This is a genomic window from Bacillus canaveralius (assembly GCF_002860125.1).
Classification (GTDB): Bacteria; Bacillota; Bacilli; order Bacillales; family Cytobacillaceae; genus Bacillus_BJ; species Bacillus_BJ canaveralius.
The window spans coordinates 1-3,998 of sequence record NZ_PGVA01000066.1; the positions used below are offsets into that span (position 1 = coordinate 1).

Here is a 3,998-nt window from a genome sequence, read left to right on the forward strand (position 1 = left end):
TTCAGATTTTTTTCGGGATTAAAGTGAAAAATAGAGCCTGAAATAATGTGCTCGTTTACAACATTAAAAAAGGAGAATCCCCCTCTAAGCTAATTTAAGCCTAAAAAGGAATCCCCCCTATACTAAAATCCTGCCTTCTTTTATTGTATGTTCCCCGTTAGTATCCTGACGGTAAACAATCCCCTGTGCTAGTGTTCCTTGATTCTGATAATACCCTGTTTTCTTAAACTGGGATAAAGCTTCCTTTGTTTCATCCACTAGAAAATAACAAAGATATTCCTTGTACTGGTTATAAAAAATCACCTTATACATTATTCTTCATCCCCCATTGGAAAGAACATAAACTCGTATGACTTTCCTTTCATATCTTCTAAGTAAACCGAAATATAATCATTATCAGTAAAGGCATTAGTTCCTAATCCAGTAAACCAACTAACCTTGTAATCTTCCCCGTTAACCTCCATTAAAGGCTTTTCTTTCAGGTGTTGAAATACTTCTTTAATATTCTCCTTAGGTACTTTAGAAAGGGAAATATCCCCGTTAGGAAATACGGTAAAGACTTCTATTACTTCGGTTCTTCTATCAGTATGGTACTTCCAGTAATCTTCCACTGTTTTAGGGAAGTTGTATTCACTATTAAAATTTGTCATTCTTTTTCCCCTCCTGTTAGATAGGAAATATCCGCTTGAATAATCTTCCGTTTTCTTCCCTCTTCTTCTAGTGTTTCACCGCCAATAACAAAAATAGTGTTTTCCTGCTGTACTTGATGTCTTACAACAAAATCCCCATCAATTTTACTCATTAATTCCATTGCTTTGATTTTGTCACTAGCGTTTACTGGTGTTTTAATAATCTTTCCAGTTTTGAAATCAGGATAATAATTGTAATCCTCACCTTTAGCGATGTTAGTTAGTAGTTCCAGTTTCTTAGTCGTTTGAATCACCATTGGTTTAATGTGTAGTTCTTGGATTTGCTTAATCTTTTCTTGTACCAGTGGATTATCCAAATACTTGTAACCTGTTGTTCTACTCTTTAATCCAACTTCTTCCAAGGCTTTAGCTAGGTTTTGACCATGTGCAATATAGGCATAACAAAAAGCTTCCTGACTTTCAGAAAGATAATCAGGTTTACTTCTACCGTTCCTTGTATCATGCTTCTTTAGTTGCTTTTCCATTGTTTATCATCCTCCTATAAAAAGAAAAGAGAAGCCGTTAAGCTTCCCCAATCTCTGCCTTTGCTTCTTTAATTTGTTCATCAATTTCGTCAATCTTACGGTTAAGAGTACCGTCTAAGTAAGCTTGTTTATCAGTGTTATATGCGTTAACTTGTGCTTCATGGTTCGCTTTAGCTTCATCATATTCACGAAGAACTTTAGTAGAATCTTCAATAGATAATCCTGATAGGTTAGGCTTAACTGGTTCTTCCATCTTGTGAAGGAACTCCTGATACATAACCCCATCACTAATAAGTAATGACTTAACTTTATCTGTACCGTTAACCTCAACTAAATCAGCTTTCAATAATTTGTAGGCATTTGGATTTTGATTCTGTAATCCTACACGTTCCGCATAATCCAGTGAATTGAATGACCGTACAATCTCAACATTTACGGATGAATTATCCCCAGTGTTAACCTTTAACAAAGTACCATCAGCTTCATGAAAGAAAGTTTGATTTCTATGTTCCATCTGTCCACCGATAACCTTACCAATAGTAGAACGAAGAATCTGTTTTTCTCCTTGTAAGCTAGTAATCTCTGTAACCTTCTTATCGTAAAGTTCTGATAGTTGCTTTTCCATCTGCTTTTTAATGAATGCTTGTTTACTCATAATTAATCATCCTTTTCGTTTTAGTTTATTTTCTACCTCTGTCATATTTTGCTAACATTAAGGTTAACCGTTTGTACTCTAATTCCAGTATGCTAATTTCTTCATTGGCTTCTTTTATGTCCTTCTTTAACTGGTAGTTCTCTTTTGTAGAGAAGAAGTATTTTCTTTTTAGCTTCTCATTTTCCATTGATAAGACGGTTACAGTGTCTTCCAACAATTGGTTATTTTCCATCACTCCTAATCCTCCTTCTATCTTTTTGTAGACTAATAAAACTAATTGGACACCCCTTCCTGTTATGGAAGAGATGCCCTATAGTGACACTAATCATGTTAATGCCAGTTAATACTTCTGCTTGTAAGATGTGGTTTTCCAAGTTCCTTACCTAAGGGAACTCAACCATCATCCAATACACAAGATAACCGTTACCTCAATCCTTCCCAAGAAAAAGAACGGGTTGTAGAAGAAATCCCTTGAAAGATAATCAAAGGTAATACGAAATGGCGGGATACTAGCAATTGTTTCCTCTTGGATTGGATACCAGTTTTTCTTCTTGCGTTTTCCCATGATATAAAAAGGTGATAGGGCTATCCCACAAATAACCCTATCTGCTAAACAAAGAAATAGTTACAAGGACATATCCACTATGTCGGTTCGACTACCCTCCTGAATCCGTAGAGGATAGACTTGAGTATTTTCCGATACTCCGTTTTGCTGATACACAGCTTATTGACCCTACTAGGAGGTAGAGGTAAAGACCTTCTAATAGAATCTAAAGAGGTGTATCAGGGCAATTTCTCAACTGTCCAAAGGCAATTATTTATCTTGTTCCCATGCTAACCGTAAACTCTCATTCAAAGCATAGGCATTCGGTGCATTTCTGCCACTGTCCAGTTTCATTGAATACTTAACTAAGATACCTTTTTCAATAAGTTCGTTAATCTGTTTACGAACATTCCTGATATTGTATCCAGTGAGTTCTGCTAGTTCTGCATATGACGGGCAAACCATTCCTTGACGTTGTAAAGCCATGATAGTAGATAATGTTTTTGCTTGTCCTTTACTGATATTAATTACATTCATCAGTATCACTCCTTTTGATTGAAACTAAGGTTAAAATATTTCACTATAATCAACTTCTTTACCATTGACGGTAACAGTGTTTTCTACTGGTTTAGGTTCTTGTCTTGGTTTCACATTATATTTAAGTTTATTTTTAGGTTCTTGTGAGGGTATTAGTTCTTTTATAAAAATTATGGTAGGCTTGTTAGCACCTTGACTAACCATTTCCCATAGCCCATATTTTTCTAGTTCTTTTCGTAGTTTGATAGCTTTTTTGTTACTACATCCCATATCCTCCATTATCTTTTCGATAGAGTAGAGAATGTAATAATCCTTTCTTTCCTTATCGTACCAGTCATTTTGTTTTGATATTTGTAAGGTATCTAAACCATACGAGTAAAGCAATATACTGGAATCTGATAAGCCTTTATAGACTTTATGTCCTTTGAATATTTTAGGCAGTTTAACAAACTGTTGTTGCGAGATGGATAGCATATTATCCATTTGACACACATCCTTTTCTTTAGTTGTTTGATATAAGGATTTTTTACACCCTCATACTTATATAACGAGGGATACCATCAAATCTGTACCTATTGTTTAGAAATAATTTAAAGCGGGTTTTTTGTATCCATATATTAATTAATCGAGTGAACCATCTGATAATGGGACACATCCTCTAAAATTTAAGAGGGGTTTTTTGTATCCTAATCCCTATACTTATAAATAAAGTGAACCGTCAAGATATGCACCCCTAGAAATGAAAAAAGTTTAAATAATTTCCCCTACTAAAAAAAGCCATCCAGTGACGGACAGCCTTTCCTTTTTATATAACCTTTTCTTTTAATCTTCTTTCTTACCGTTCTAATATCTATTAACTATCTAATCTAACGGTTATTCTTTTATAAAGATAATATCTATTAAATAAAAAACTAAATCCGTTAGGATTTTATCTTTTAATATATTAAGTATTATTCTATTAAGTCTTATTATATTAAGTCTTATTCGTGTGTACTTTTGACACTACAAGGGTGTACTTTTGACACTGTTGTAAACGAGCACATTATTTCAGGCTCTATTTTTCACTTTAATCCCGAAAAAAATCTGAA

Annotated in this window: 7 protein-coding genes; all 7 read right to left on the reverse strand. The window is 34.2% G+C overall.

Annotated elements, in window-relative coordinates:
- Window positions 1–117 precede the first annotated feature (117 nt).
- The gene (locus CU635_RS20255; protein ID WP_101579185.1) at window positions 118–312 is read right to left on the reverse strand and encodes a hypothetical protein; all 195 of its coding nucleotides are present in this window, start codon (window positions 310–312) and stop codon (window positions 118–120) included.
- Complete coding sequence (locus CU635_RS20260) at window positions 312–650, reverse strand: hypothetical protein (RefSeq protein ID WP_101579186.1); 339 nt, start codon at window positions 648–650, stop codon at window positions 312–314. Before CU635_RS20260 ends, CU635_RS20255 begins: the two co-directional genes overlap by 1 nt.
- Window positions 647–1,174, reverse strand: a complete 528-nt coding sequence (locus tag CU635_RS20265; protein ID WP_101579187.1) for a terminase small subunit — start codon at window positions 1,172–1,174, stop codon at window positions 647–649. Before CU635_RS20265 ends, CU635_RS20260 begins: the two co-directional genes overlap by 4 nt.
- A 37-nt stretch (window positions 1,175–1,211) precedes the next feature.
- Window positions 1,212–1,829 carry a hypothetical protein gene (locus tag CU635_RS20270; protein ID WP_101579188.1) on the reverse strand — a complete coding sequence of 206 codons (618 nt, stop codon included), beginning with the start codon at window positions 1,827–1,829 and terminating at the stop codon, window positions 1,212–1,214.
- A gap of 25 nt (window positions 1,830–1,854) precedes the next feature.
- Window positions 1,855–2,061, reverse strand: a complete 207-nt coding sequence (locus CU635_RS20275) for a hypothetical protein (RefSeq protein ID WP_101579189.1) — start codon at window positions 2,059–2,061, stop codon at window positions 1,855–1,857.
- A 582-nt stretch (window positions 2,062–2,643) separates the two neighbouring features.
- Window positions 2,644–2,910: a helix-turn-helix domain-containing protein gene (locus CU635_RS20280; RefSeq protein WP_101579190.1), complete on the reverse strand. Its 267-nt coding sequence runs from the start codon at window positions 2,908–2,910 to the stop codon at window positions 2,644–2,646.
- A gap of 30 nt (window positions 2,911–2,940) precedes the next feature.
- Entirely contained in the window at window positions 2,941–3,393 is a 453-nt protein-coding gene (locus CU635_RS20285; protein WP_101579191.1) for a replication initiator protein A, read from the reverse strand.
- Window positions 3,394–3,998: the final 605 nt, after the last annotated feature.